The organism is Faecalibacterium sp. i21-0019-B1 (assembly GCF_042852915.1).
Lineage (GTDB): Bacteria > Bacillota > Clostridia > Oscillospirales > Ruminococcaceae > Faecalibacterium > Faecalibacterium taiwanense.
This window is the reverse complement of sequence record NZ_AP031425.1, coordinates 1,556,817-1,583,621: the sequence shown is the minus strand read 5'-3', so window position 1 is coordinate 1,583,621 and position 26,805 is coordinate 1,556,817. Positions and strand designations below refer to the sequence as shown.

21 protein-coding genes and 1 riboswitch are annotated in these 26,805 nt (G+C 55.8%); of the genes, 13 read left to right on the top strand and 8 right to left on the bottom strand.

What is annotated here, in order from left to right:
• Positions 1 to 26: 26 nt before the first annotated feature.
• From murB to pta, 6 genes are all read left to right on the top strand, one after another.
• Entirely contained in the window at positions 27 to 923 is an 897-nt protein-coding gene (murB, locus tag ACGHP1_RS08005) for a UDP-N-acetylmuramate dehydrogenase (RefSeq protein WP_390508873.1), read from the top strand.
• Positions 924 to 957: 34 nt separating this feature from the next.
• The gene (gene rapZ / locus ACGHP1_RS08000) at positions 958 to 1,821 is read left to right on the top strand and encodes an RNase adapter RapZ (RefSeq protein ID WP_390508871.1); all 864 of its coding nucleotides are present in this window, start codon (positions 958 to 960) and stop codon (positions 1,819 to 1,821) included.
• Positions 1,822 to 1,837: 16 nt separating this feature from the next.
• Complete coding sequence (whiA, locus tag ACGHP1_RS07995) at positions 1,838 to 2,767, top strand: DNA-binding protein WhiA (protein WP_005941975.1); 930 nt, start codon at positions 1,838 to 1,840, stop codon at positions 2,765 to 2,767.
• Positions 2,764 to 6,273: a DNA polymerase III subunit alpha gene (locus ACGHP1_RS07990; RefSeq protein WP_390508869.1), complete on the top strand. Its 3,510-nt coding sequence runs from the start codon at positions 2,764 to 2,766 to the stop codon at positions 6,271 to 6,273. Before whiA ends, ACGHP1_RS07990 begins: the two co-directional genes overlap by 4 nt.
• A gap of 170 nt (positions 6,274 to 6,443) precedes the next feature.
• Positions 6,444 to 7,418 (top strand): 6-phosphofructokinase, encoded by a 975-nt coding sequence (pfkA, locus tag ACGHP1_RS07985; RefSeq protein WP_005941980.1) that lies wholly within the window; start codon positions 6,444 to 6,446, stop codon positions 7,416 to 7,418.
• A 381-nt stretch (positions 7,419 to 7,799) separates the two neighbouring features.
• Complete coding sequence (gene pta, locus ACGHP1_RS07980; protein ID WP_349137403.1) at positions 7,800 to 8,825, top strand: phosphate acetyltransferase; 1,026 nt, start codon at positions 7,800 to 7,802, stop codon at positions 8,823 to 8,825.
• Positions 8,826 to 9,062: 237 nt separating this feature from the next.
• Here the strand turns inward: pta and ACGHP1_RS07975 are convergent, their stop codons facing one another.
• Positions 9,063 to 10,145, bottom strand: a complete 1,083-nt coding sequence (locus tag ACGHP1_RS07975; RefSeq protein WP_390508866.1) for a mechanosensitive ion channel family protein — start codon at positions 10,143 to 10,145, stop codon at positions 9,063 to 9,065.
• 168 nt (positions 10,146 to 10,313) lie between these two features.
• Positions 10,314 to 10,433: riboswitch (FMN riboswitch) on the top strand.
• A 150-nt stretch (positions 10,434 to 10,583) separates the two neighbouring features.
• Here ACGHP1_RS07975 and ACGHP1_RS07970 point away from each other — a divergent pair.
• On the top strand, positions 10,584 to 11,183 hold the full coding sequence (locus tag ACGHP1_RS07970; protein ID WP_005941988.1) for an ECF transporter S component: 600 nt from the start codon (positions 10,584 to 10,586) through the stop codon (positions 11,181 to 11,183).
• Positions 11,184 to 11,309: 126 nt separating this feature from the next.
• On the opposite strand, the gene ACGHP1_RS07965 is transcribed toward ACGHP1_RS07970, so the two are convergent.
• Complete coding sequence (locus ACGHP1_RS07965; RefSeq protein ID WP_097775476.1) at positions 11,310 to 12,728, bottom strand: MATE family efflux transporter; 1,419 nt, start codon at positions 12,726 to 12,728, stop codon at positions 11,310 to 11,312.
• A gap of 171 nt (positions 12,729 to 12,899) precedes the next feature.
• Here ACGHP1_RS07965 and ACGHP1_RS07960 point away from each other — a divergent pair, with 171 nt between their 5' ends.
• Positions 12,900 to 13,853 (top strand): phospho-N-acetylmuramoyl-pentapeptide-transferase, encoded by a 954-nt coding sequence (locus tag ACGHP1_RS07960; protein ID WP_097775477.1) that lies wholly within the window; start codon positions 12,900 to 12,902, stop codon positions 13,851 to 13,853.
• Positions 13,854 to 13,962: 109 nt separating this feature from the next.
• Here the strand turns inward: ACGHP1_RS07960 and ACGHP1_RS07955 are convergent, their stop codons facing one another.
• Genes ACGHP1_RS07955 through ACGHP1_RS07945 form a run of 3 tightly spaced genes read right to left on the bottom strand, consistent with a single transcriptional unit; the run spans position 13,963 to position 16,027 of the window.
• The gene (locus ACGHP1_RS07955; RefSeq protein ID WP_390508862.1) at positions 13,963 to 14,817 is read right to left on the bottom strand and encodes a bifunctional 5,10-methylenetetrahydrofolate dehydrogenase/5,10-methenyltetrahydrofolate cyclohydrolase; all 855 of its coding nucleotides are present in this window, start codon (positions 14,815 to 14,817) and stop codon (positions 13,963 to 13,965) included.
• Between the two features lie 11 nt (positions 14,818 to 14,828).
• A complete protein-coding gene (locus ACGHP1_RS07950; protein WP_390508860.1) occupies positions 14,829 to 15,464 on the bottom strand; it encodes a cyclodeaminase/cyclohydrolase family protein in 636 nt (211 codons plus the stop codon).
• Positions 15,455 to 16,027 carry a 5-formyltetrahydrofolate cyclo-ligase gene (locus tag ACGHP1_RS07945; RefSeq protein ID WP_207698063.1) on the bottom strand — a complete coding sequence of 191 codons (573 nt, stop codon included), beginning with the start codon at positions 16,025 to 16,027 and terminating at the stop codon, positions 15,455 to 15,457. The genes ACGHP1_RS07950 and ACGHP1_RS07945 overlap by 10 nt, the downstream gene beginning before the upstream one ends.
• A gap of 250 nt (positions 16,028 to 16,277) precedes the next feature.
• Here ACGHP1_RS07945 and glyA point away from each other — a divergent pair, with 250 nt between their 5' ends.
• From glyA to ACGHP1_RS07925, 4 genes are all read left to right on the top strand, one after another.
• Positions 16,278 to 17,531: a serine hydroxymethyltransferase gene (gene glyA / locus ACGHP1_RS07940; protein WP_005942005.1), complete on the top strand. Its 1,254-nt coding sequence runs from the start codon at positions 16,278 to 16,280 to the stop codon at positions 17,529 to 17,531.
• Between the two features lie 101 nt (positions 17,532 to 17,632).
• Positions 17,633 to 18,148 (top strand): cob(I)yrinic acid a,c-diamide adenosyltransferase, encoded by a 516-nt coding sequence (locus ACGHP1_RS07935; RefSeq protein ID WP_337679063.1) that lies wholly within the window; start codon positions 17,633 to 17,635, stop codon positions 18,146 to 18,148.
• A 270-nt stretch (positions 18,149 to 18,418) separates the two neighbouring features.
• Positions 18,419 to 18,679, top strand: a complete 261-nt coding sequence (locus ACGHP1_RS07930) for a heavy-metal-associated domain-containing protein (protein ID WP_044953687.1) — start codon at positions 18,419 to 18,421, stop codon at positions 18,677 to 18,679.
• Between the two features lie 35 nt (positions 18,680 to 18,714).
• Positions 18,715 to 19,686 carry a ketopantoate reductase family protein gene (locus ACGHP1_RS07925; protein WP_097775482.1) on the top strand — a complete coding sequence of 324 codons (972 nt, stop codon included), beginning with the start codon at positions 18,715 to 18,717 and terminating at the stop codon, positions 19,684 to 19,686.
• Positions 19,687 to 19,752: 66 nt separating this feature from the next.
• On the opposite strand, the gene ACGHP1_RS07920 is transcribed toward ACGHP1_RS07925, so the two are convergent.
• From ACGHP1_RS07920 to ACGHP1_RS07910, 3 genes are all read right to left on the bottom strand, one after another.
• Positions 19,753 to 22,239 (bottom strand): ATP-dependent DNA helicase, encoded by a 2,487-nt coding sequence (locus ACGHP1_RS07920; protein WP_390508856.1) that lies wholly within the window; start codon positions 22,237 to 22,239, stop codon positions 19,753 to 19,755.
• Between the two features lie 160 nt (positions 22,240 to 22,399).
• Positions 22,400 to 23,485 carry a hypothetical protein gene (locus tag ACGHP1_RS07915; RefSeq protein WP_097781765.1) on the bottom strand — a complete coding sequence of 362 codons (1,086 nt, stop codon included), beginning with the start codon at positions 23,483 to 23,485 and terminating at the stop codon, positions 22,400 to 22,402.
• A gap of 70 nt (positions 23,486 to 23,555) precedes the next feature.
• Positions 23,556 to 24,131 (bottom strand): uracil-DNA glycosylase family protein, encoded by a 576-nt coding sequence (locus tag ACGHP1_RS07910; protein ID WP_005942018.1) that lies wholly within the window; start codon positions 24,129 to 24,131, stop codon positions 23,556 to 23,558.
• A gap of 621 nt (positions 24,132 to 24,752) precedes the next feature.
• On the opposite strand from ACGHP1_RS07910, the gene ligA reads away from it, so the two are divergent.
• Entirely contained in the window at positions 24,753 to 26,753 is a 2,001-nt protein-coding gene (gene ligA / locus ACGHP1_RS07905) for an NAD-dependent DNA ligase LigA (RefSeq protein ID WP_349935168.1), read from the top strand.
• Positions 26,754 to 26,805: the final 52 nt, after the last annotated feature.

The window sequence follows — 26,805 nt, the reverse complement described above, 5'->3', positions numbered from 1 at the left end:
CCACACCGCAAAAGGAGCAAGTTATCATGGAACGATTCAAGCAGAAACTGCAGGCAGCAGCGATCCCGTTCAGGGAGAATGAACCGCTTGCGGCGCACTGTACCTTTAAAATCGGAGGCCCGGCACAGCTGTTTGTCATGCCGGAAAACGAGCAGCAGCTCTGCAGTGCAGTTGCGCTTTGCAAAGAGCAGGCTGTCCGCTATTACCTGCTGGGCAACGGCAGCAACATCCTGTTTGCGGACGAAGGCTTTTCCGGCGTGGTGATCGATGTTTCGGCACTGGACGCAGAGATCGCGGTGGAAGATACAGTCCTGACCGCAGGCGCAGGTGTCCGCCTTGCGGCACTGTGTAAGGCGGCACTGAAGCATGGCCTGTCCGGGCTGGAATTTGCCTACGGCATCCCCGGCACGGTGGGCGGTGCAGTGTATATGAATGCGGGTGCCTACGGCGGCGAGATGAAGGACGTGCTCACCACAGTGCGGTATCTGGCGGCAGAAGGCGAGGTCAGAGAAGTGCCTGCCGCAGAGCTGGATCTCCGCTATCGCCACAGCATTTTTGAAGAGAACAGCGGCTGCATCCTCTCGGCACAGTTCCATCTGCAGCCCGGGAACGCAGCGGACATCCGTGCAAAAATGGATGAATTGATGGCCAAGCGTGTGGAAAAGCAGCCGCTGGATAAGCCCAGCGCCGGCAGCACCTTCAAGCGCCCGGCGGGTGCTTTTGCGGCTGCGCTGATCGACCAGTGCGGCCTGCGCGGCTATCGCCACGGCGGCGCAGCCGTCAGCAATAAGCACTGCGGCTTTGTGGTAAACCTTGGCGGCGCTACCTGTGCTGATGTGCTGGCACTCTGTGACGAGGTGCGCGCCATCGTAAAGGAAAAGACGGGCTACGACCTTGAAAAAGAGATCCGGGTCGTCCGATAACGGAAAAAGCAAAAAAGGAGCGGTAGATCAGATTATGGAGCTGTTGATCGTCAGCGGACTTTCCGGTGCAGGCAAGTCGGTGGCTATGAATGCGCTGGAAGATATCGGTTTTTTCTGTATAGATAATGTTCCGGCCGGACTGCTGCCAAGCATCACTGCATTCTCGGAAGCGGGCGACAGCCAGCTGGAGCGGGTGGCTCTTTCCATGGATGTGCGCGGCTGCCGCACCAGCGAAGAGATCGAGCGTGCGCTCGACAAGCTGGATGAGCAGGGTATGGATTATAAAATTCTATTTCTGGATGCCCCGGACGATGTACTCATGCGCCGCTACAGCGAGACCCGCCGCCGCCACCCCATCAGCATTGCCGAGGGCATTTCCACCCGGGAGGCCTTTGCAAAGGAACGCAAAATATTGAAGCCTTTGCAGGAGCGTGCAGATTACGTCATCAATACCGCCCTGCTTTCTACAGCACAAAACAAAGAACGCATCTGCGATCTTTTTGCGAAAAATGGTGGAGCCAAGGGCGCCATGCGCCTGACTGTGATGTCCTTTGGATTCAAATTCGGCATCCCGCCGGAGGCAGACCTTGTGCTGGATGTGCGCTGCCTGCCCAACCCCTTCTACGTGCCGGAACTCAAGCATAAGACCGGCCTTGATCAGGATGTGGTGGATTTTGTCATGAGCCACCCGGAAGCGCAGGAACTGCTCAAGCGGTATGAGAACTTTTTGCAGTATGCACTGCCGCTGTACGTCAAGGAGGGCAAAAGCCAGCTGACCGTTGCGGTGGGATGTACCGGCGGCAAGCACCGTTCCATTACATTTGCGCGTAAGATCGCGGAGTATTGCACGCAACTCGGCTACGAGCCGGGCGTGCAGCACCGCGATGTCAAACGCTGACAGAATTCGAGGAAGTATGAGTAGTTTTGCATCCCGCGCGCGGGAGGAGATCGCGCAGCGCAGCATCCAGAAGGATTGCTGTGTGCGTGCGGCAGCTTATGGCATTGCGTGCTTTGCCAAATATTTTGATGCAAAGGGTCTGGTGGTGCAGACCGAGCAGCAGGAGACGGTGCAGGCTGCCCAGCAGCTGTTCGCACGCTGCGGCGTGCAGGGCGAGATCCTGCACAAGCAGCGACCCAGCGGCGTGCTGTATGAATTCAACATCCGCGCACCGGAGCAGGTGGCCCGGGTGCACGAGCTGTTCGGCACCACGGGCAGCGAGACCAGCCTGCAGATCGATCCCCGCCTTATCCGCTGTCAGACCTGCGTCAGTGCATACATTGGCGCAGCTTTTTTGTGCAGTGGAACGGTCATTGATCCGCAGAAAGAATATAATCTGGAATTTCTTACCTCCCGCACCAATCTGGCACGGGACTTTGAAGCGCTGCTGGCAGAGCATGAGTTTGCACCGCACCGCACCCGCCGCAACGGCGTGAACCTGATCTACGTCAAGACCGGGGCCAATGTGGAACGGCTGCTCAGCTTTATGGGCGCTGGAAATGCTGCAGAGGAAATGCATGCGCAAAAAGCCTTCAAACAGGTGCGCAACCAGACCAACCGACAGACCAACTGCGATACGGCAAACCTTGGCAAAACGGCCCGTGCCAATGCGCAGACGCTGAAGGCCATCCGCTTTCTGGAAGAGCAGGATGCCCTTAGCACTCTGCCGGAGGTACTGCAGGAGGCCGCTGCCAAGCGGATGCAATACCCGGATCTTTCGCTCACAGCGCTGTGCGGCTGCTTTGAGCCACCCGTGAGCAAATCCGGCCTGTCGCACCGGATGAAGAAGCTGGAGGCATTGGCCGAAAATCTGCGGCAGAATCTGGAACAGGAGGCAAAAGCATGAGTGAAGCATTACCCAATACCCGGCCTTTTGTCCATCTGCACATCCACACAGAGTACAGCCTGCTGGATGGTGCCTGCCGCATTGACCAGCTGATGGATCGCGTAAAAGAGTGCGGACAGACCGCCATTGCCTGCACCGACCACGGCGTGATGTACGGCTGCGTGCAGTTTTATAAGGCTGCAAAAAAGGCTGGCATCAAGCCCATCATCGGCTGTGAGGTGTATGTGGCCACCCGCACCCGCTTTGACAAGGTAAATAAGATCGACGGCAACAACCACCTGATCCTGCTGTGCAAAAATGAGACCGGCTACAAAAACCTGATCAAAATGGTGTCGGCCGCCTTTGTGGAGGGCTTTTATTCCAAGCCCCGCATTGATAAGGAACTGCTGGAAAAATATCACGAAGGTCTGATCTGCCTGTCGGCCTGTTTGGCAGGCGAAGTTCCACAGGCCATTCTGGCGGGCGATTATGAGCGCGCAAAAGCAGCAGCGCTGTGGTATCGAGACCTCTTCGGCGAGGAAAACTATTATATCGAGCTTCAGGACCATGGTCTGGAAGAGGATAATACTGTGCTGCCGCAGCTCATCAAGCTTGCACGGGAGACCGGAATTCCCATGGCAGCCACCAACGACTCCCACTATCTGCGTAAGGAGGATGCCAAAATGCAGGGCATCCTGCTCTGCATCCAGACCGGCAAGACCATTCAGGATGCGGATAAAATGGAGTTCCAGACCGACGAGTTCTATGTCAAAACGACAGACGAAATGTACGAGCTGTTCTCCATGGTGCCGGAAGCCTGCGAGAATACCGCCAAAATTGCCGAACAGTGTAACTTTGATTTTGATTTTGGACACACTAAAATTCCATATTACAAAGCGCCGAACGGTATGGATAATCAGGCGTTTTTTGAAAAGCTCTGCTGGGAAGGTCTGGAGCGCCGCTACGGCCCCGATGTTCCGCAGGCCAACAAAGACCGTCTGGAATACGAGATCGGCGTGGTCAAAAAGATGGGCTACACGAACTACTATCTTATCGTGTGGGACTACGTGAACTACGCCAAGAGTCAGGGTATCCCGGTAGGCCCGGGCCGTGGCTCCGGCGCAGGCAGCATTGCGGCTTACAGCGTGGGCATCACGGATATCGACCCCATCCGTTATAACCTGATCTTTGAGCGCTTCCTGAACCCGGAGCGCGTCAGTATGCCAGATTTTGATGTGGACTTCTGCTACGAGCGCCGTCAGGAAGTGATCGATTACGTCAACCGGAAATATGGTGCCGACCATGTGGCTCAGATCGTCACCTTTGGCACCATGGCCGCCCGCAACGCCATCCGCGATGTGGGCCGCGTGATGGGCATTCCGTATCAGCAGGTAGATGCTGTGGCAAAGCAGGTGCCCATGGAGCTGAAAATGACGCTGAAGCGTGCGTTGGAGGTATCGCCGGAACTTAAGCGGATGTACGATACCGACCCGCAGGTCACAGAGCTGATCGACACGGCCTTGAAGGTGGAGGGCATGCCCCGCCATGCTTCCACCCATGCGGCGGGTGTCGTCATTACCCCGGAGCCTACGGACTACTATCTGCCGCTGGCCACCAACGACGGCCTGCCTGTGACCCAGTTCAACATGACCGAGATCGAAGAACTTGGCCTTTTGAAGATGGACTTTCTGGGCCTGCGCACGCTGACCGTCATTCATGACGCGGAAACTGCTGTGCAGAAGCACCACCCGGAGTTCTCCATCCAGAAGCTGGATTACGACGACCCGGACACCTACAGGATGCTGGGACAGGGAGACACCGAGGGTGTGTTCCAGCTGGAATCTTCTGGCATGAAGCAGGTGCTTGTGGGCCTGCAGCCGCAGAACCTAGAAGACATTATCGCTCTGATCAGCCTGTACCGTCCCGGCCCCATGGATTCGATCCCCACCTACCTGCGCAACCGCCACGAGCCGGACAAGATCAGCTATAAGACCCCACAGCTGGCCCACATTCTGGATGTGACCAATGGCTGCATCGTCTATCAGGAGCAGGTCATGCAGATCTTCCGGGAGCTGGCAGGTTTTTCTTTTGGTCAGGCAGACAATGTCCGCCGTGCCATGAGCAAAAAGAAACATGCCGTCATGGAGGCCGAGCGAGAGCACTTTGTGTACGGCTGCACCGATCCCGGCAACGAATGCCCCGGCTGTGTGGCAAACGGCATCTCTGAGAAGGTGGCCAATGAGATCTACGATGAAATGTCCAGTTTCGCTTCATATGCGTTCAATAAGAGCCATGCGGCCTGCTATGCCTATGTGGCATTCCAGACGGCCTACCTCAAGTGCCATTATCCCAGTGAGTTCATGGCGGCTTTACTGACCAGTGTGCTGGATAACACGGATAAGGTCATTGAATATTCCGGCGAGTGTGCCCGCCTTGGCATCAAGGTGCTGCCGCCGGATGTGAATGTTTCCAACGGCGGCTTTACGGCGGATGGAAACGGTCAGATCCGCTTTGGCCTGAATGCGGTCAAAAATGTGGGCCGCAACCTGATCGAGAATGTGGTGAAGGGGCGGCAGAATAAGCCTTACACCAGCCTGTACGATTTCTGCAAGCGGATGCATGGCAATGAACTGAACCGCCGGGCAGTGGAGTGCCTCATCAAGGCCGGCGCATTCGATCATCTGGGCAACAACCGCCACAGCCATGTGGAGGCCGTGGAGGGCATTCTGAAGAGCATTGAGACCGACTCTCGGCGCAATCTGGATGGACAGCTGGATCTGTTTTCGGTGATGAGCGGGGAAGCACAGAGCGGTGCTTCCGAGGATAACTATGAAATAAAGCAGCTGCCGGAATACAGCCATAAGGAACTGCTCCAGCAGGAAAAGGAAGTCAGCGGCCTGTATCTGTCCGGTCATCCGCTGGATGCTTACCGGGAACAATCGGCACGCATTGCATCCCACACCATCAAGGATCTTACAGGGGAAGATGCCCATGTGAAGGATGGAGAAAAAGTGCGCATTGTGTGCGCGGTGGTAAAAAGCCGCATGATGACCACAAAGTCCAACAGCATGATGGCTTTTACCAGCGTAGAAGACCTGACCGGCACCATGGAAGTGATCGTATTCCCAAAGGTGCTGGATGCTTTCCGGGATTCACTGCACGAAAATGCAGTCGTCGTGATCGATGGCAGACTGTCGGTACGGGAGGATGAAGCTTCCAAGCTGCTGGCAGAGAGCATCGTCCCGATCGAAAATTACGATCCGGCCCGACTGGATAACGGCAGGCCGGACCCGATGAAAACGGCAGCAAAGAAGCTGTATATCCGTGTGCCTTCCCGCAGCAGCAGGGAATATGCAAAGGTGGTCAATCTGCTTGGCATTTTTGATGGGGATATGCCGGTGCTCCTGTATCTGACCGATACCAAGCAGTATCTGCGTGTGCCGCGCCATCTGTACGCATCCGGCCATCCGCTGCTGTTCAAAGAGCTGGAAAGGCTGGTCGGAACGGACAACATTGCAACAAAATGACATTTCCGTGCACGAATCTTAACGCAAATCCGGCGGGATGGCTGTTTCCAAAATAAGGCGTTTGTGTTATAATGATTCAAGGCAAATGAAGTGCTTTGGACAGCGTTAAAACGGAGAACGCTGTGATACCATTGGGTAAATGAAGAAACAAATTGGAGGGAAACTCTCGTATGGAAAAGCAGATCAAAACGATTGGCGTATTGACGAGCGGTGGTGATGCTCCTGGCATGAACGCTGCCGTGCGCGCCGTAGTCCGTACCGGCCTGCATAAGGGTTACCGCATGATCGGCATTCAGCGTGGCTACAATGGCCTGCTGAACGGCGAATGCTTTGAGATGAACCTGCGCAGTGTGTCGAACATCATCTCTGCAGGCGGTACCATTCTGTATACCGCCCGCTGTCTGGAATTCAAGACCAAGGAAGGTCAGGACAAGGGTGCAGAGAAGTGCCGCGAACTGGGCATTGATGCGCTGGTGGTCATTGGCGGCGACGGTTCTTACCGCGGCGCTCGTGAGCTGGCCCACCGCGGTATTCCGATGATCGGTCTGCCCGGCACTATTGACAACGATATTTCCTGCACCGATTACACCATTGGCTATGATACCGCCATGAATACCGCGCTGGAGATGATCGACAAGCTGCGCGATACCACCCAGAGCCACGACCGCTGCAGTGTGGTCGAGGTCATGGGCCGCAACGCCGGTTATATTGCTCTGAATGTTGCAATTGCTTCCGGCGCTATGGCTGTTCTACTGCCGGAGAAGGAATTTGACATGCAGCGTGATATTCTGGATAAGATCGCTGAGACTCAGAAGACCGGCAAGCGTCACTTCATTATTATCGTTGCCGAGGGTGTCGGCCATGCACAGGAAATCGCAAACGAGATTCAGGCACGCACCGGCATCGACTCCCGCGCCACCATTCTGGGCCATGTCCAGCGCGGTGGTTCTCCCACTCTGCGTGACCGTGTGAACGCTTCTGCAATGGGCTACCATGCCGTGTGCCTGCTGGAGCAGGGCAAGTATAATCGCATCGTCGGTATGAAGGGCGAAAAGCTGGTGGATTACCCTGTGGATGAAGCTCTTGAAATGACTAAGACGCTTGACCCGGTGCTGATCGACGTGTGTAACACCATTTCTATCTGATATTTATAAAGCCAATACTATGGAGCTGTTCTCTCGAAGAATCGGGAGGGCGGCTCTTTTTTGCGTTTTAACGCAAAAAATATATGAACTGACTGGAGCTTTCTGCATTTAAAAAAAGAGAAATTGTGAATCAAAAGTGCATAGCTTAAAATTGAAATTTGTGGAAGGTGGTTTACGGGAAATTGTGAAGGAATACGCAGGGCGTGTTTTACTACTTTGGCAGGAAAATAACGATGATGCGTGAAGCAAAAATTGTAGCACAAAAAGCCAATTTTGTCTTGAACTTTTTGCCGTATGTGCTAGAATAAAAGAGAAAGGCATCCTTGTGTCCAACAGATATCTGGATGTGAATATTGGAAAGTAAATTCGGAGGTAATCACAATGGCTGATATGTTTGCACCGCTGGTAGCACAGCTGAAGGCAAATCCCAAGACGATCGTTTTCACCGAGGGCAATGATCCCCGCATTCTGGAGGCCGCTGCAAAGCTGCTGGCCGAGGGCGTGCTGAAGGTCGTCATGGTGGGCAACGAGGCTGAGTGCAAGGCTGCTGCTGCCGCCGGTAACTTTGATATTTCCGCTGCCGAGATCATCGACCCCGAGAACTATGCCGGTTTCGATGAGATGGTCAACACCATGGTGGAGCTGCGCAAGGGCAAGCAGACCGCTGAGGAGTGCACCGCGCTGCTGAAGAAGTCCAACTACTTCGGCACCATGCTGGTGAAGATGGGCAAGGCTGATTGCCTGCTGGGCGGCGCTACTTACTCCACTGCCGACACCATTCGTCCCGCTCTGCAGCTGGTCAAGACCAAGAAGGGCGCACATCTGGTCAGCTCCTGCTTCATTCTGGACCGTGACTGCGGTGAAGAGGGCCTGAAGCGCATTGCCATGGGCGACTGCGCTGTTAACATCGACTATACCGATACCATTGATAAGGCTACCGGCGAGGTCAAGGTCGCCGCTTCTGCAAAGCTTGCTGAGGTTGCTATTGAGACCGCTAAGACCGCAAAGTTGTTCGGCATCGATCCGAAGGTTGCTGTGCTGAGCTTCTCCACCAAGGGCTCCGGCAAGGGCGGCACCGTTGCTTTGAGCCATGACGCTGTGATCAAGGCTCAGGAAATGGATCCCGAGTTGGCTGTGGACGGTGAGCTGCAGTTTGACGCTGCCGTTGCTCCCGAAGTTGCACAGGTCAAGTGCAAGGGCAGCAAGGTGGCTGGTCAGGCCAACACCTTCATCTTCCCCTGCATCGAGGCCGGCAACATCGGCTATAAGATCGCTCAGCGTCTGGGTGGTTATGCAGCTTACGGCCCCATCCTGCAGGGTCTGAACGCTCCCATCAACGACCTGTCCCGTGGTTGCAACGCCGACGAGGTCTACAAGATGAGCCTGATCACTGCCTGCCAGTCTTGAGCTGACTGATTGAAAATAGCCGCCGCATTCACCGTACAAAACGGGCAGAATGTTGAGGCCTCAAAGGCAGATTTCAAAAAATGAGTATAGAAAAGCTGAGCATCTGTGAAAAAGCAGGTGCTCAGCTTTTTGCATTTTCAGTTCCGAAAAATTCTACTCTTTTTGAGGGAAAAGATGAGATTTTTGTTTTCCGCTTTTCGTTGGCGCTATTTTGCAACAGCCCCTTTACAGGTTTGCTCAGTTCTTTTCGATATACACGCTGGTGGAGGGGAACGCAAAATCCACACCGTCGGCCTGCATGATGTCCATAATGTTCAGGTTCAGGTCGTTCTGCATCTGCAAAAATTCCGCGTAGGCGTTGGTCAGCAGGTAGGCGGAGACCAGAATGTTGATGCTGGAATCGCCAAAGTTTGCAAGCTGTACGATGTTGGTACCCTTGTTGGTGTAAGGGCTTGCGTCCAGCATGGTCTGCAAGTCTTTCATCAGCTGTTCCAGCTTCGGGCGGGTGGTGCCATAGGTGACACCCAGATTGAACTTGTAGGGCCGCATGGTGCGCAGGGCGGCGTTCTGCACGGTGGAAGAGCAGATCTTACTGTTCGTCACCACATTGATGGTTTTATCCAGCGAGCGGATGCGGGTGGAACGGAAGTTGATGTCGATCACTTCGCCTTCCACATCGCCCACAGTGATCCAGTCGCCCACCGAGAAGGGCTTGTCCAGCAGAATTACGATGCCGGAAAACAGGTTGCTGGCGCTTTCCTGTGCGGCCAGCGAGATGGTCAGACCAACCAGACCGGCACCGGCGACAATGCTGCCGATGGGAAAGCCCACTTCTTGTGCCAACGCTGCCACGCACAGCACGATCACCAGCACCTTGTAGGCGGTGTCCAGCAAAGAGCAGAGTGTTTTGTTAGAGCGGATCTCCGGGCTGCAGGAAGCCAGCAGCAGGTCGGCCAGATCCGATGCCGCATACAGGCCTTCGCAGACCAGCAGGGTCATGACAAGGCGGAAGCAGACCAACAGCAGCTTGGCAATGCCGGGAATGGCCCAGGGCAGGGAAGCTGCCGCCAGATATACGCCAACCGCAGTGCACATGCGCTGGATGGGTACCGCAAAGCTGCGCAGCAGGATGGGAGTGCCGTTAAAGTACCACTTGCGGGCCAGCAGTGCCGGAATGCCCCTTTTGCTCAGCCAGCGGCGTACCAGCCATGCGGCAAGCAGAATGAGCAGCGCGCACCCTGCGCGCGCAGCCAGTGCAAACCAGCCCTCCAGCAGCACAGAGCCAAACTCAAACGAAAGATCACGAATAGAAAAGATCATGATAACCTCCTGAATTTTATACGACCCATCTATGATACCATACCGCACCCACCCGGGCAAGAGCTTACAGAGAAGGGTGCTTGAAAGAATTACTTTGACATTTTTTGCACAAATTTTAAGATGCCCTCTTGACAAGCTGGGCCTGCCACGCTATACTTTGTGCCAGAAAGTTCGTTTCAGGGCGGGGTGAGATTCCCCACTGGCGGTAAAGTCCGCGACCACCCGCAAGGGTGCTGACCCGGTGCAACTCCGGGACCAACGGTATAGTCCGGATGCAAGAAACGGCAGGCAAATCGTTGTCTACGCGCCCTGTTGCAGTGTTTTTGTTGCAGCAGGGCGCTTTTCTATTTGTCCTTCCCGTTCCAAAAAACAAGATACGAAAAGAGCTTTCGGAACAATTTTTGTAAGGGGCATCTTACCCCGGGAAGGATCATTACCATGAAAAAAAGCACGACTCACAATCTTACTGTTGCCGCCATGCTCAGCGCGGTGGCTTTTATCCTGATGTTCATTGAGTTTCCCATTCCGATGCTCATCCCGTCCTTCGTCAAGATGGACTTTTCTGACCTGCCGGCTCTGCTGGGTGCCTTTGCTCTCGGCCCGGTGTACGGTGTGGTCATCAGCTTTATGAAGAACCTGCTGCACATCGTTATCAAGGGCACTTCCACTGCATGCGTGGGCGAGCTGTGCAACTTTATGCTGGGTGCGGTTTTCTCCGCTGTGGCAGGCGTTATCTATAAGCACCACAAGAGCCGCAAGACCGCCATCATTGGTGCTATTGCAGGAGCTGCAGCCATGGCTGTGTTCAGCGTACCGTCCAACTACTTCATCACCTATCCGGCCTATGTACAGTTCTACCACATGCCGCTGGAAGCCATCCTCGGCATGTATCAGGCCATCCTGCCTTCTGCAGACAGCCTCATCAAGTGCCTTGTCATCTTCAATATGCCCTTTACGCTGGTCAAAGGCCTGCTGGATGCAGTGCTGTGCATGCTGATCTACAAGCCGCTGTCTCCCATCCTGCACGGCAGAAAGTAACTTGTTCTCCATTTTTTCTTCTTCTCAAATCGTATAACCACAGCAAAACTCCCCGGTCAGGTCCCGCAGTGCGGTTCCCGGCCGGGGAGCTGTTATTTAGAGGAAAATATATCCGCCAGCGGTCGATCAGGCTAATGCCCCTTTGTCCAGCCATCTGCCGCGTACCAGCCGCACAAGGAACAGTACACCGCGCATGGTCAGCTCAAAGCTCATGGCCATCCATACGCCCACCAGCCCAAAATGCGGAGCCAGCAGGGAAGCCAGCGTGAGCCGGATGCCCCACATGCTGACAAGGTTCAGCACAAAGCATCCCGTGCTGTCTCCGGCACCCTGCATGGCACCGCTGGCAACGATACTGGCACCGAACATCGGTTCGGCCAGTGCTTCAATGCGCAGTACCTGTGCGCCCAGCGCAATAACTGCCGCATCTGCGGTGAAAATACCCATCAGGTTTGGCGCAAAAATGTACATGCCAACACCGGTCAGCGCCATGATGCCTATGCCCATGCCGGTGCACAGCCAGGCAAAGTTTTTTGCCATATCCCGACGGTTTGCGCCCACGGCCTGCCCCACCAGTGCAAGGGATGCATCCTGAATGCCATAGCCTGCCATATAGCACAGGCTTTCGGCGCTCACACCCAGACTGTTGGCAGCAATGGCGGTGGTGCCAAGGCCGGATACGATGCGGATGAGCAGCACCTGCGCCGAGGAAAGAACTGCACGCTCTGCGGCCAGCGGTGCGCCTACCTTCCACAGGTTTTGCAGGCAGGCTTTGGTAATGTGCCAGGAGCCGGGCTTGCGGATGCACAGCGGTCCGTCCCGCAGCAGCAGGATGGCAAGGGTCAGCACACCGCTGATAGCGGTAGCAAGGGCGGTGCCCAGTGCTGCGCCCGGTACCCCCCAGCCAAGGCCCCAGACGGTCATTGTGCGGCCAAACACCACCATCTCACGGGTGGGATTGATAAGGCAGAAGTTAAAGATCACATCCAGCACGCAGGTCAGCACGCTGATAAGGCCCGGTGTCAGGGCATCGCCGGAGGAACGCAGCATGGAAGAGTAGGTTCCCATGATCATCAAAAAGGGCAGGGAAGCCGACCAGATGGCAAAGTAGGCCGAAGCATCCGCCTGCAGGGAAGGGTCGGCACCCAGCCATCCGGGCAGAAAGCGGCTGATGCCAATGCCGAAGGCCGCAGCTGCAAGGCCCACCACAAGGTTGAAGATCATAGATTGGCGCAATACACCGCGTGCATCGTCCTGCCGGTCTGCACCCAGATACTGTGCCACCTGAATGGCAAAGGACATATATAGACCGGCCAGCATTCCATGCATGAGCCACGTGCTGGAACTGACGATACCAATGGATGCCGTAGCAGATGCACCGATATGCCCCACCATGGCTGCGTCGATGTACTCCACCGCAGTTACCACGATCTGCTGCAGGATGGATGGGATGCTCAGTGTGAGCACCACCTGCATGGTGTGCCGCAGCGGCACCTGTTCGCCCCGGCGCATCTGCGCCGAAAGCTGCTCAAGAGAGATGGACATGAGTTCTCCTTTTATAGAAACAATAACTTTTTCGACAGACTGATATACTATTATAAGTGCGGTGCTGCAGAAAGTCAATCAAACGTGGATTTTTCTCCGGGAATGATTGATTTTTTATGGATAGCGTGATACACTTCTCTCACAAACATAAAAGAAAGAGGAACTTTGAATATGATCGAATTACTGCTTTCGGTCGTAGGACAGCGCGGTGTCGATGCTCTGGCATTCCTGCTGGCGTTTGCCCTTACGGCTTTGATGGACTCCGTTTTTCACGATAAGCTTCCGCACGACCATGGCCGCGAGTTTGCGGTGAACGGTGCGCTTTCCAAGGGTAAGGCCCGTGGTTCCGGCCTGATCTTCGTGCTGTGCATCGCACTGGTATCGCTGGCATTCCTGCCGTTCAAGGTGGAATACGTCATCTACACCATCCTGCTCATTGCATCCATGCTGTCCGGCTACTTTGACGATGCTGCTGAAACTGCATGGAACGAGTATAAAAAGGGTATCATTGATTTTGCCATTGCCATTGTTGCAGGTGTGACCTACCTCAACTTCAACGGCTGCGGTGTGAATTTCCTGCAGTGGAGTTTCACTCTGCCGTATGCTGTGTACCTGCTGCTGATCGTTATTCTGATCTGGACCAGCATCAATGTGGTCAACTGCACCGACGGCGTGGACGGCCTTTCGGCAAGTGTTGCAGTGGTGACCATCGGCACCTACCTGCTGGCCTATAAAACAGAGCTGGCCGAGTACGGCACCGCAGGCGTTGTGTTCATGGGTGCGCTGCTGGCCTATCTGTGGTCCAATGCAAAGCCGTCCAGCCTGCTGATGGGCGATGCCGGCAGCCGCGCAATGGGCTTCTTTATCGCAATGCTGTCCCTTAAGTGCGGCCATCCGTTTGCCTTCCTGCTGGCAGCCATCGTGTTCATCGTGGATGGCAGTCTGGGCATCCTGAAGATCAGCCTAAAGCGCTTTTTGCACATTTCCATCCTCAAGAACACCCGCACCCCTTTGCACGACCACGCCCGCAAGAATAAGGGCTGGAGCGACGAGCAGGTGGTGGCCCGCTGGCTGATCATGCAGTGTGTGGCTTCGGCTTTGCTGCTGCTCATTGTCCGCGGCTAAAATATAGCAATCAAAAAAGACGCTTGGTCTTGTCTGAATATGTTTTCCCGGCAGGGAAGCATACAGCAGTGTATCAAGCGTCCTTTATTTTATAGTTCTATCACATTCGTTACAGCCCGGCCTTTTTTGCTGCAGCCTGCACGACATGGCCCACCAGCACCGAGGTGGTCACAGTGCCCACACCGCCGGGTACCGGCGTGATGGCATCCACTACCAGCTCTGCTTCGCTGAACTTTACGTCACCGCACAGCTTGCCCTTTTCGTTCACATGGATGCCCACGTCTACCACGGTCTGGCCCTCACGCAGGCAGTCGGCACCCACGGCACCCATCTTGCCCATGGCCACTACTACCACATCTGCTTCCTTGCAGATGGCGGGCAGGTTCTGCGTGCGGGAATTGCAGATGGTCACGGTGGCGTTCTCGCGGTCCAGCATCATGGCTGCGGGCTTGCCTACCACAAGGCTGCGGCCCACTACGACAGCGCGCCTGCCGGAAAGCGGAATGTTGTAATACTTCAGGATTTCAAGGCAGGCCTGCGCGGTGCAGGGAGCATAGCCGAGATCGGTATTAGTGAACACACCGGCCAGAGAATCGTCCGTGATGCCGTCAATGTCCTTTTCCGGAGCCAGCGCCGCACGCACAGTGCGGTCATTGAACTGCTTGGGAAGCGGACGGAATAGCAGGCATCCGTGGATGGTATCCTCTGCGTTCACCTCGGCGATCACCTTCAGCAGATCGTCCTGCGAAGCATCGGCTGGCAGAAGAAACTGCTTTACCTCCACGCCCACCTTGCCGCAGCGGGCGATCACGCCGCGCTCGTAGGAGAGGTCGTCCTCCCGCTCACCCACACGCACCACGGCCAGCGTGGGAGTGATGCCTTTTGCCTCGAGCTGCTCACACAGCGCCGCATTGCGTTCGTTCATAGCGGCTACAACGGGTGCGCCCTTCAAAATCGTTGCCATAATACTTTTCCTCACTTATTCCGCAATTTGTTCGTCACGGATGCAAAAACAGCGTCTGCCCGCGACACAAATTCATCCAGCAGTTTGTCTGTTTTTGCGTCCAACTCAGCAGCGCGCTCACGGTCTGCCATCAGCTTTGTGTTGATGAACACATTCAGGCTTGCGGCCTGCAAGGCTGCCTTGCACAGAGCGGCTGCACAGCCTGCGTCCGAGACGGCCATCACGCTGCCCTTGGCGGCGTATTCTTCCACCAGAGCAATGCCCTCGGCGCACTTTTCCATGACCTCAAGTGGCACGGCACAGGCGGCATCCAGCGCCTTTTCCAGCACGGCGGCTTTGTGTGCAGCCTGCTCTGGTGTGTTCTTGGGCAGGCCGTAGGCCACAGCCAGCGGCGCAAAGGCATCGGCATCGGCCTGCACCAGCGCCTCCAGCTCTTTGCGCAGGAAATCGGCCTTTGTGTTCAGGGCCTGAATGTCTGCTTCCACGGCGGCATATTTCTTTTTGCCGGTGGTCAGGTTGCCCACCATATTGCCCAGCGCTACACCGGCAGCACCCACCAGCGCCGCCGTTCCGCCGCCGCCCGGCGTGGGGGCTTTGCTGGCCAGCTCTGCGAGAAATTTCTCACAGCTCAGCTTAGTCATTTCCATTTGTAAATACCCCTCTCTGTTACATAGGCATCCAGCCGCTGGTCGTGCTCGTCTACGGCAGCATGTTCCACCCGCTGTGCCTCAAATGCAATGCCGATCTTCACCGCGTTTTTGCAGCGGGGAAGATACCGGTCGTAATAGCCCTTGCCCATGCCGACCCGGAAGCAGTCTGCATCAAAAGCCGTGCAGGGTACAAGGACCAGATCAAGCGCTTCCGGCAGCAGAATCTCCGACCGGCTCAGGATGGGGGTGCGGATGCCGTACTGTCCCATCTCCCAGCCGTCCGGGCCGGGCACAGCGGCTGTAAGGGAATACGCCTCGCCGCACACCGGATAGGCCAGCGTTTTGCCTTGCGCCTGCGCCTTTTCCGCAAGGGCAGAAAGGTCGGCTTCGGAACCAAACGCTGCGTATAGCAGGATGGTCTGCGCATTCTGCACGGCAGCCAGCTGCCAGAGGAATGCGCACAAAGCGGCATTTGCAGCCTTGCGTTCTTCCGGGCCGAGAGCCTTGCGTGCGGCCCGGCCCGCTTTGCGCTGGGTCTGCTTTGCTTCACTGACCGTCACCAGAGAACACCTCGCTTCATCTGAAGGTTGACTGACTTGAAAAATATACAAAAACGACACTGCATTTTTATACAAGTATAATAAACACTTCAGACGAAAAAAGCAAGCCTTTTGGCAAAATGGAAGTTGAAGATTCTGCAGCTTTCTGCTATGATAAAAGAAAGCAATTCGGTTCGTGCGCGGAGCAGGGTGGCTTGAAGAGATCCAGAGATCCGGGGCTTTCTCCGGAAATTGAGAGGGGTAGAATATTATGTACAATGAAATGATGGACACCATCGGTCTGGTCAATACCGTTGATCCGGAGTTGGCCGCAGCCATGGATCGCGAGCTGAACCGTCAGCGCCAGAACATTGAACTGATCGCCAGTGAGAACATCGTCTCTCCCGCCGTCATGGCCGCAATGGGCAGCATCCTGACCAACAAGTACGCCGAGGGCCTGCCCGGCAAGCGCTACTATGGCGGCTGTGTCTATGTGGACGAGGTGGAGAACATTGCCATCGAGCGTGCCTGCAAGCTGTTCGGCGCAAAATATGCCAATGTTCAGCCCCACTCCGGTGCACAGGCCAATCTGGCAGTTTATTTTGCTCTGCTGGATCTGGGCGATACTGTCATGGGCATGGACCTGTCTCAGGGCGGCCATCTGACCCACGGTTCTCCGGTGAACATGTCTGGCAAGAACTATAACTTTGTCTCTTACGGTGTCAATGCCGACGGCGTGATCGACTATGCTGAGCTGGAAAAGCAGGTTAAAAAGGTGCGCCCCAAGCTGATCGTGGCCGGTGCATCTGCATATCCCCGTGCCATCGATTTTGAGAAGATCGCTGAGATTGCCCACGGCTATGGTGCATATCTGATGGTGGATATGGCCCACATTGCCGGTCTGGTGGCAGGCGGCTATCACCAGAGCCCTGTGCCGTATGCTGATGTTGTGACCACCACCACCCACAAGACCCTGCGCGGCCCCCGCGGCGGTCTGATCCTGACCAACAATCCCATTCTTGCAAAGCGCATCAATTCTGCCGTGTTCCCCGGCACCCAGGGCGGCCCGCTGGAGCATGTGATCGCCGCAAAAGCTGTCTGCTTTGGTGAAGCACTGAAGCCGGAGTTCAAGGAATATGCCCGCAAGATCGTGGAGAATGCACAGGCTCTGGCAGCAGAGCTGCAGGCACGCGGTGTCAAGCTGGTGTCCGGCGGTACGGATAACCACCTCATGCTGATCGACCTGCGTGACGAGGAGTGCACCGGCAAGGAGCTGGAAGCACGTCTGGACAGCGTGCACATCACCGCCAATAAGAACACTGTCCCCGGCGAGACCCGCAGCCCGTTCGTGACTTCTGGCGTGCGTCTGGGCACCCCGGCTGTTACCACCCGCGGCATGGGCGTGGCCGAGATGAAGGTGATCGCCGACTGCATCGCCGATTGCATCTGGCACTACGACGAGAAGAAGGACGAGATCAGTGACCGTGTGCTGAAGCTGACCCGGGATTTTCCGCTGTACCAGTAAATATCGCATTGTTTGAAAGAGGAAGCGCCTTCGGGTGCTTCCTCTTCCTTTTTTGCTGGGTTTGTGTTACCATAAACGCAAAGACAAAAGGAGAAATGACCATGAAGCGTACAGGGCTGTTACATCTATATTATGGTGATGGCAAGGGCAAGACCACCGCTGCCATGGGCCTTGCTTTGCGGGCCATGGGCAGCGGAAAGCGGGTGGTGATCCTGCAGTTCCTCAAAGGCGGCAAAAGCGGCGAGGTGCCGCTGCTGGAACAGCTGGGTGCAAAGGTGTACCGCGGCAAGGCGGGGCAGAAATTCGTGTTCCAGATGAACGAAGCGGAAAAGGAAGCCACCCGCCAGCTGCAGAATGCGAACCTCACAGCTGCCATGGCCGACCCTGCCGACCTGCTGATTTTGGACGAAGCAGGCAGCGCATGGGAACTGGATATGGTGGATAAAGCCCTGTTGCAAAAGGCTGTGCTGGAACGCCCGGCAGAGCAGGAATGCGTGCTTACTGCCCATGCTGCGCCGCAGTGGATGCTGGATGCCGCCGACTATGCCACGGAGATGAAGTGCCACCGCCACCCTTACCAGAGGGGAATTTCCGCCCGGAAGGGCATTGAATACTGACCACGGCAGCAGGATACCGGGTGCATGAGTGAAAAGCGCAAAAACCGGGATGGGGTATTTTTCATCTTGCATTTAGCCCACTGGTGTGATATGATGAAGACAAGAAATCATGCGTGCATTTTCTGAGCAGACCCACCACAGAACAGGGAACCGCTCCGCACCGCTGCCGGGCAGTTCCCGACGGCGGTTTGTTTGAAACTGCGGTTAGCGTTTCCTAACAGATTCCGCGTCAACGGGCCGATGCGCGCAGAAAATCTGGAGGGGAATAAAATGATTGAAACGATCGTAAAAGTAGATGGTATGATGTGCGGCATGTGCGAGAGCCATGTCAACGAAGCCGTGCGCAAGGCCTTCCCGGAGGTAAAAAGGGTGTCGTCCTCGCAGGCAAAAGCCCAGACGGTGATCCACTCGGAACAGCCGCTGGACGAGCAGAAGCTGCGGGATGCCATCAATGCAACCGGCTATGAGGTCAAGGGCGTAAGCAGTGCACCTTACGAGAAAAAAGGCTTTTTCTCGTTTTTGAAAAAGTAAGCAAACCTTAACACACATAAGGGAGGCGTATCTGGATGAGGATTCTGGTTTACGGTGCGGGCGTTTTGGGCTGCGAGCTGGCCCATGTGCTGATGCAGAACAAAAAGAACGTTGTCACGCTGCTTGCACGCGGAGAGTGGAAGGAAATGATCGACCAGAAGGGTTTGGTCATCCGCCACTGGGTGCAGCGCAAGACCACAACGGAACGGATCAAAACCGTGGACACTCTTGCCCCGGATGATTATTATGATCTCGTCTTTGTGGTCGTGCAGGCGGGCCAGCTGCCGGATGTGCTTCCTGTGCTCAAGGCCAACAAGAGCCAGTATTTTGTGTTTGTGGGCAACAACCCGCAGGCAAAGCAGGTGCTGGAATTCATGCAGCGCCCGGCGGATAAGATCGCATTCGGCTTTCAGGGCACGGCAGGCCGCCGTGAACACGACCATGTGGTCAGTGTGTACGCCAGTGCTGGCATGACGGTGGGCGGTGCCACAACTCCGCTTTCGGGCACCTTCCGAACCCGGCTCAAGACCGCCTTTGACGGTGCAAAATACAAGCTGACCTTCTATGGCGATATGGATGAATGGCTCAAGTGCCACATTGCATTCGTTCTGCCGGCGTGCTATGTATGCTATGCCTGCAACGGCGATCTGCACCGGGCCACCAAGCAGCAGCGCGGTGCCATTCTGGATGCCGCCTATGAAGCCTGCCTGATGCTCAAGGATGCGGGCATCCCGGTGAACGATGCCAACAACACCGATAATTTCCAGCCCGGCACATCGGCCCGCCGTAAGATGGAAGCGATGGTGTTTACCATGACAAAAACACCGCTGGGCAGATTGTGCGTTTCGGATCACGCCATGCACGCAGTGTCCGAAATGAAGTATCTGGACGAAGCGTTCGATGCTCTGCGCAGGCAGACCGGCACGGCAATGCCCATGTGGGAAAAGCTGCGCAATGAAATGCCCTCGTGGGATAGCCTGCAGCAGAACCGGAAAGCAGCAAAATAAAACAAAAAAGAAGCAAAGGCACTGCCGCTCCTGTTTTGGGTGCGGCAGTGCCTTTTTGTTTGGGTCTCATTTATTCCAGAAGTCCTGCAGGGCAGCGGCCAGTTCTTCGCAGCTGCGCAGATAGCGGATATGCCGCCAGTGAGGAGGGAACAGCCGGATGTATTCCTGCTGGGCAAACCGGTCGTCCAGCAAAAGCACCGCACCTCTGTCTTCCGGCGTGCGGATCACGCGCCCTGCGGCCTGCAGTACCTTGTTCATGCCGGGATAGCGGTAGGCATAATCGAATCCAAAGCCGTTCTGTGCGTCATAATAACGGCGAAGCATTTCCTGCTGCGGATTTACCTGCGGCAGGCCCACACCCACAATGGCGCACCCGATCAGGCGGCTGCCTGCAAGATCAACTCCCTCACCAAAGATGCCGCCCATCACGCCAAAACCCAGAAGTGTTTCGGCCGGGTCCGGCACAAACTGAGCCAGAAATTCAGCCCGAGCGGCATCATCCAGACGGCTTTCCTGCACAAGGGTGCGAATGCCCGGGTAACGTGCTGCAAAATCTTCGTGTACCTGCCGCAGATATGCGTAGCTTGGGAAAAAGGCAAAGTAGTTTCCCGTTCTGGCCTGCACCAGCTGGGCCAGTGCATCCGAAACTGCCTGCACGCTGGCTTCGCGGTCGCGGTAGCGGGTAGAGATATTCGGCAGGCAATACAGCCCCAGATTTTCAGCCGGAAAGGGACTGTCCAGTGCGACGGCACGTGCATCGCTGCAGCCCAGAACACTGCGGTAGAACGAGGGCGGAGCCAGCGTTGCACTGAACAGCGCTGCGCTGCGCCCTGCGGCAAGGCTGGCATCCACAAAAGGTGCCGGGTCCAGACACAGCAGCTGCAATTCAAGTTCTCTGCCGCGCGCGGTAAGCTGAGTGACAAAGTGGCTGTCGTATCGTTCGGCAGCACGGGCGATGTCCTGTACAGCAAAATAAAGCTCCAGCAACTGTGCATGTACTTCGGCATCCGGGTTCGCTTCCAGCCAGTCCTGCAAAGGTGCCTGTACGGCCCGCAGCGGACTGAGCAGGGCAGAGGGCGGCTCCTGCAAAAACACAGTACTGTCCTGTGCATACAGCGGTTCGGGCAGTTCCAGTGCGGGGGCAGTGTTTTCAGGCAAAAGACTGGTCTGTGCCGGGTCTGCGGCATCGGTCTGGCTGCTGTGCCGGGGTGCAAGCTGTACGCAGGCTTTCCGGGCTTCCAGCAGGGCTTTGTCTGCTTTGGTCAGAGCGGTCTTTAAAGCACTTTTGCCCTTGCCCAATGCGCGTTTTGCCTCGGTCAGGCTGCTTTTACAAAAGCGTGCAGAATACATTGCTCTGGCTCTGTCGGGCAGATTATGTGCTTCATCGACCAAAAACAACCAGTCGCCGGAAGAATCAAAGAACCGCTTCAGGTGCACCACCGGATCGAACAGGTAATTGTAATCCCCAATGACCACATCGCACCACTCGCTCAGGTCTAGCTCCAGTTCAAAGGGACACACCGAAAAACGCTTTGCCGCCCCGGCCAGCGCTGCGCGGTCAAAGCTGCCGGTACCGTCCAGCAGAGCTGTCAGTGCATCCTTGATGCGGTCGTAGTAGCCGTTGGCGTAGGGACAAAGCTCCGGCAGGCAGGCGGGATGTCCCTCTGCATCCGGATGCAGGCAGACCTTTTCCTTGGCGGTCAACGTCACACTGCGCAGGGCAAGCTCTGGCTGGGCCGTATGCAGCCGGGTCAAGGCATCCTCGGCGGCAGTTTGGGTCGTGTTGCGGGCCGTGAGATAGAACAGCTTTTCTCCGTTGCCTTCGCCCATGGCTTTCAGCGCGGGGAAAAGCGCGCTCATGGTCTTGCCAATGCCGGTAGGAGCCTGACAGAACAGCCGCGTACCGCCCTTGCAGTCGGCGGTCTTGCCAGCGCGGCAGGCGCGGTAGATCTCGCCCGCCATAGCCCGCTGTCCGGGCCGGTACTGCGCAAACGGGAACTGCAGTGCCGCAAGGCTCTGAGTACGCTTTACATCCCACTCTATCCGGCGCTGCGCCCACGGAGCATACTGGCACAATAATTTGTCAAGAAATTCATCCAGCTCCTGCTGCGTAAAGCGGCGGATAAAGCGGATGATCTGATCGTTGTCTATCTGATAATAAGTCAGCCGGACGTTCAGTTCCGGCAGGCTTTGCTGTGCGGCATAAATGGCACCGTACACCATGCCCTGTGCCCAGTGGCAGGGGTTCATATCCTCAGTGATCTCTTCCGGCGGCACAGTGGTGGTCTTGATCTCATCAATGACTACCGTGCCAGTCTCATCGGTAAAAATGCCGTCAGCCCGGCCCTCAAGGGTAAAAGTGATGTCCTCTGCCTGCCGCTCTACGGAGAGAAATACCTCAGCCTGATAGCCGTCTCCGGCAGCTTTTTGCAATTTGCGGTGGATGTGGGCACCTTCCAGTGCACGGTCAAACCCCGTAAACCGGCTGTCAATGCTGCCGGTCCGCAGCAGAAATTCCACCAGCTGCCGGATGGGCAGATGAACCGTTGCCAAAGCATTTCACCTCCGCTTTTGGGATACACTGACGAACCGGTAATTTCTCTTCAGACACGATTCGGACCATTCCATCGCCCGCCCTATTGCCTCACGGCAACAGGGCCCCACCCCAGCGGACGGTCTTCAGAAAAGCTCCCGGTTCGTCGACACAAACTGATTATTTCAGGCCGAACATCTCCATGCATTCTGCTGCCGCTTCATCCACTTTGCCAAAATCCACCGCTGCACGGTAATAGGTCTCCAACTCATCGTGGCAGCTCTTGGCCTGTGCCATCAGGGCACTGGCCTGTTCCAGCAGTTCGGCGGCAGCACGCTCGTTAAAGCGCAGCCGTGCCCGGTACGCTGCCAGATTTTCCCTGTCAAGGAAGCGGGTGCACCGCACAGCCTGCACACTGGGCAGATGCACCGGATGCCAGCGATTATCCGTCAGGAAGGCAAGCTTCAGCTCCGGAATCAGGATATGGTCGATCTTATCCTCCGGGTGCATGGCGCATGGACAGGTAATAATGTGGTAGCCCCGCGTCAGGGCTTCGGCACGGATCAGCTCCAGCAGCAGGCGGGACACCGCGCCGTAGTCATCCCGGAACACGATGAACTTATCCGCCAATGCCTGTGCAGTGCCCTGATAAAACATTTCACCCTTGGGGGTGACGGCGGAAAGCAGGCGCAGCTCTTCGCTGCCAATGCCTTCCGTGCGCGGCATCACCCGGGTGCACAGCCGTTTGACATAACGGCGCACCTTGTCGAAATTGGCGCTGCAGGCTTCGGCGCGGCGGCTGTCCAGCAAAAGGCTGCCTGCCGATGCAATATATCGTGCAGCGCGGCTGCGCAGCAGAGCGTTGCGGGCAAACAGCGCCTTGACCTCATCGGTGCACTGGTGCAGCTTTTCTGCATCGATAGTGTGGTACAAACTCACCACCACTTCGTCCGCACCGGGAGCATCCGGCTCCACCACATGGGGCGCAGTGGCATCCACGATGGCCCTGTGCTGCCCGGGCAGGATCACGCCGTCCAGACTGTCCGGGTCGCTGGCACAGTGGATGCGCTGCGTCAGTTCGCCGCGCTGTTCGGCAGCACGGGCAAGCCGCTTCATCAGGGTGGATTTGCCGCAGCCCGGCCCGCTTTTGATCAGGTACATCTGCATACCGGGTTCGTGGCGCAGCGGTTCAAAATAGCCCTTGAAACCGGCAGGCGTTGTGGCACCCAGAAAGAAATCAATGGAATCATGTCGTGCAGTTTCCATAATCGAACACCTCTCTTTTTGTTTTAGAGTATGCAAAAGGAAGGTGTTTGGTTCTTGCAGCGGGAATGATTCAGTCTTTATGATAGGTATGTTTGCACACCGTTTCAATGTTGTCCCGCAGGGCAGTAAAATCAGCAAAGGCTGCAGGCTTGTTCTGCGGGCTGCGCAGCAGAGCGGCAGGGTGGAAGGTACCCATGAACAGGATGCCGCCCTTTTCGTACAGCTGGCCATGCTCCTTGGTCACGGAGAAATCCTTTCGGATCATCCGCTGGGCGGCAATGCGGCCAAGGCAGACCACGATCTTTGGCTTCAGCAGGCGGAACTGCTCCCGCAGCCAGGGCATACAGGCTTCGCTCTCAGCAGGCTGGGGGTCACGGTTCTGCGGCGGGCGGCACTTGACGATGTTTGCAATATAGCAGTTCTTCGTGCGGTCAAGGTCGATGGCAAACAGATATTTGTCCAGCAGCTGGCCGCTGCGCCCCACAAAGGGCAGACCCTGCTCATCCTCATTCTGGCCGGGGCCTTCGCCCACAAACAGAACTTCGGCATCTTCCACACCCTGACCGAACACCACATTGGTGCGGGTCTTGCACAGCTCGCAGCGGGTGCAGGCAAGACAGCTTGATCTTAATGTTTCCCAATCCATGGCAGCTTGATCTCCTCTTGAAACGGTATGATACTTAATTCACAAATCGGAACAGCTTTTCTCCTAAAATAATAGTACAAAATCTAGGATGGTACGATGCATTGCATGAAATGACGAATCCACTCAATGCCTCTTTTAGTATACGACTTTTCGGCAACATCATCAATACAGTGGCCGACAATCTTTTTAATGACATGCTCATCCACACCGGCTTTCTTTGCCGTGGTGACGAACGGAACACGACCATCATGAGGACGATGCCGGGGGCCAAGGCCTAAAGCATTCACGACGAATGCGTTGCCCTTTCTGTGTGTGTTTTGGCTGGCGACTCAACGATACCACAGGACGATTCACTCGTTATGGATGTGGAGAAATTAAACGATAAGACGTTGCTTTATCAAAAGAATAAACAAAGAGTATCTCCATGTGTTGATTTTGAATCAATCTGCAGTGATGATTGAAAACGATTACACCTGCAGATTTCAAAGCACTTATACAAATTGTATCCGCTTTCTCTTTGCAGAGCGCGGCTGGATGTGTTATAATCAAAATAGTTTTCTGCGATGCATTTTCAGGCGGTAGTGCCGGACGGCAGCGCGGGAGAAACCGGATAGCGGGAGAGTGGAACTTTTGGAGTTGGAACAGGCAAAAAAGCGCGTGGAAGAATTGCGCGCTGTGATCGAGAAAAACAATCGGCTTTACTATGACCAGGATGCCCCGGAGCTTGAAGATTTTGAGTATGATGCTCTGACCCGGGAACTGAAAGAATTGGAAGCGCAGTTTCCGCAGCTGGTCACGGCATCGTCGCCTACCCAGAAGGTAGGCGGCACGGCCAGCAGCAAGCTGCCCAAGGTGACCCATGCGGTAAAAATGGAAAGCCTGCTGGATGCATTTTCGTATGATGAGCTGCGGGATTTTGACCGCCGCGTGCGGGAAGCCGGCATAGAGCCGGAGTATGTGGTGGAGATCAAGATCGATGGCCTTTCCTGCAGTCTGGAATACGAAAACGGTGAGCTGGTTCGTGCCTCTACCCGCGGCGATGGCGTGGTGGGCGAGGATGTGACTGCCAATGTCCGCGCCATCCGCAGCATTCCCAAAAAGTTGAAGGATGCACCGGAATTTCTGGAAGTGCGCGGTGAGGTATATATGCCGCATGGCGCGTTCCAGAAGCTGTGTGCAGAGCAGGAGCTGCAGGGCGCAGCGCCCTTTAAAAATCCGCGCAATGCGGCTGCCGGTTCGCTGCGCCAGAAGGATGCAAAGATCACAGGAAGCCGGGGCCTTTCTATTTTTGTTTTCAATGTGCAGCAGATCCGCGGCAAAACGCTTACCAAGCATGCTGAAAGTCTGGATTACCTCAAGAGCCTTGGTCTGCCGGTCTCGCCGCGCTATCATATCGTGCATGACATTGAGCAGGCCATTGCCGAGATCAAGCAGATCGGTCAGAACCGTGCCAAACTGGATTTTGATATGGATGGTGCAGTGATCAAGGTGAACGATTTTGCACAGCGCGATTTGATGGGTTCCACCAACAAATTTCCACGCTGGGCAATTGCGTTTAAGTATCCGCCAGAGGTAAAGGAGACAACGCTGCGCAGCATTGAGGTCGCAGTTGGCCGCACCGGTGTTCTTACCCCGACGGCCTGTTTTGACCCTGTCTTTCTGGCGGGTACTACCGTTGCCCGCGCGACCCTGCACAATGAGGATTTTATCCATCAGTTCGGCCTTTGCATCGGCGATACCATTCAGGTGCGCAAGGCGGGTGATATCATCCCGGAAGTGATCGGTGTTACCAATCACGCAGAGGATGCACAGCCCTATGAGATGCCCACGGTCTGCCCCTCCTGCGGTGCGCCAGTCGTTCATCTGGAGGATGAAGCAGCTCTGCGCTGTGTTAACCCCGAGTGCCCGGCACAGGCACTGCGCAATATCATCCATTTTGCTTCCCGCGATGCAATGGATATCGAGGGCCTTGGCACAGCAGTTGCCACCCAGCTGGTGGAGAAGGACATGGTGCACTCCGCAGCGGATATCTACACGCTGACACGGGAACAGCTGCTGACGCTGGATAAGTTCAAGGAGAAGAGCGCCGATAACCTGCTGAACGCCATCGAGGCTTCCAAGCAGAACAATCTGGATAAGCTCCTGTTCGGCTTTGGCATCCGCAACATTGGCGATAAAGCTGCAGCCCTGCTGGCAGAGCATTTCGGTACGCTGCAGGCTGTCCGGGAAGCAAGTGCAGAGCAGATCAGCGAGATCGATGGGTTTGGTGGCGTAATGGCGCAGAGCGTCGTGGAATTCTTTGCAAAAGAGGGAACGACCGACCTTGTCCATCGTCTGGCCGATGCCGGATTGAATATGCAGTGGAAGGGCGAACCGAAAGGTGATAAGCTGGCAGGGAAAACGCTGGTGGTCACCGGCACGCTGGAAACTCTTTCCCGCAATGAGGCGGAAGCACTGATCGTGAAAAACGGTGGTAAGGCCAGCGGTTCTGTTTCAAAGAAAACGGCCTATGTCGTGGCAGGCACGGCAGCAGGCTCCAAACTGACCAAGGCGCAGGCGCTTGGCATCCCGGTGCTGACCGAGGCAGAATTTCTGGCAATGATCAGCGACGAAAACATCTGATAAAACCGTTCCAATGGATATCCCCGCAGTTTTGTGCTGCGGGGATATTTTT